1 protein-coding gene is annotated in these 1,430 nt (G+C 56.7%); it reads right to left on the reverse strand.

Features of this window, described 5'->3' with window-relative positions:
- Positions 1-262 precede the first annotated feature (262 nt).
- Complete coding sequence (locus B0G73_RS39930; protein WP_106286500.1) at positions 263-1,285, reverse strand: IS110 family transposase; 1,023 nt, start codon at positions 1,283-1,285, stop codon at positions 263-265.
- Positions 1,286-1,430 lie beyond the last annotated feature (145 nt).

Below are 1,430 nucleotides of genomic sequence, written 5' to 3' on the forward strand. Positions count from 1 at the left end.
CGCTTATATGAACGCCGCCCGGCTTGCAAGGTAATATCGCTGTGATGTTAGACGAGGATTTGGTTGCAGGCTTATATCCGGCATCTGCAGGTTAGCCTGCCCGCCCTGATGGAATTCGCCAAGAACGACCTCTGCTATCTAGCGCGCTCGGAGCGCACAGCGTCAATCAGGTTTGCGTTCTTGCGGACCAACCTGTCTTGCCATCACACCGTTATTGCCCTTCGCAACCTGTCTGCGGATTCGTGTTTAATGCAACGTTATTTCAAGCCGTCATTTGTGACGTATAGTCTTTCTGATAAGCACTTTCGTGCGCGAGTAGCGACCACGCTGTTCGTGCCATCTTGTTTGCCAGCGCGACGGCAACCACGTTCGTTGGCCGACGCAGAGACAATTGCTCGCACCAGGCTCCCTTGCTTTGGCTCTTGAACATGACCGCTCGCGCTCCGTGGATCAGCAGCATTCGTACATAACTATCGCCTCGCTTGCTTATCCCGCCCAATCGTAATTTGCCGCCTGTACCACTTTGCCTGGGAACCAGGCCGAGGTATGCCGCGAGTTCACGGCCGGATTTGAAAGCAGCTGGATCGCCGATCGTTGCGACAAGGGCTGTTGCCGTCAATGGTCCGATACCGGGAATGGAAGTGATCCGCTGACAGGCTGCCTCTTGTCGTTGCCAGGCTACGATTTGTCTCTCGAGTTTCCTGATCTCGCCATCGATCAGATCGATGTGGTGAAGCTGGTCGCGCAGCGCACCGAACAATGTACCGGGAACGACCTGTTCGATTTCATGGAGCCGCTCTCGCACCTCCGCCAGACCAGCGACGCGACCCGCTTTAAGCGTCACTCCGAATTCGTACAATAGGCCACGTAGTTGGTTGACCTGCATGGTGCGCGACTTGACTAGCAGTGAACGCATGCGATGCAGGGCGAGAATGGCCTGCTGATCGGCCGTCTTCGGTGCTACCGAACGCATGCCCGGCTGCTGTGCTGCCGTCCAGATCGCACGGGCGTCCGTTGCATCGGTCTTGTTATTCTGGACGAATGGACGGATGAACCGGGCGTGCAGCAGCACGACTTTGTGACCGAGCGCCGCGATTTTGCGTGCCCACCAGTGGGCGCTCCCGCAGGCTTCCAAAGCGACGCGTCCGGCCGCTCGCTGACTAAAGAATTCTATAAGTTGTTGCTTCGTGAACCGCCGGTTCACGACCTCGCCAGTTTCCACCTCGACCCAATACAGCTGGAAAGTCCGCTTTGCAATGTCGAGCCCGAACGTCGTAGTATTCATGATGGTCCCTCCGTTCCTCAAGTGGTCGCAACACTTCCACTCTGGCACATTGATGCCGTCTGGTTCTGGAGGGACCCACATCTCCGATGTCACTCCTGCTGCAGCCTCAGATTTCCGTGAAGAGAGGGCGGCGTTCATACCATCT

Origin of the sequence: Paraburkholderia sp. BL25I1N1, assembly GCF_003002025.1 — a bacterium.
Taxonomy (GTDB): Bacteria; Pseudomonadota; Gammaproteobacteria; order Burkholderiales; family Burkholderiaceae; genus Paraburkholderia.

Coding starts and splice junctions, on each gene's coding strand:
- B0G73_RS39930 (WP_106286500.1), bottom strand. CDS start 1,285: ATGAATACTACGACGTTCGGGCTCGACATTGCAAAGCGGACTTTCCAG.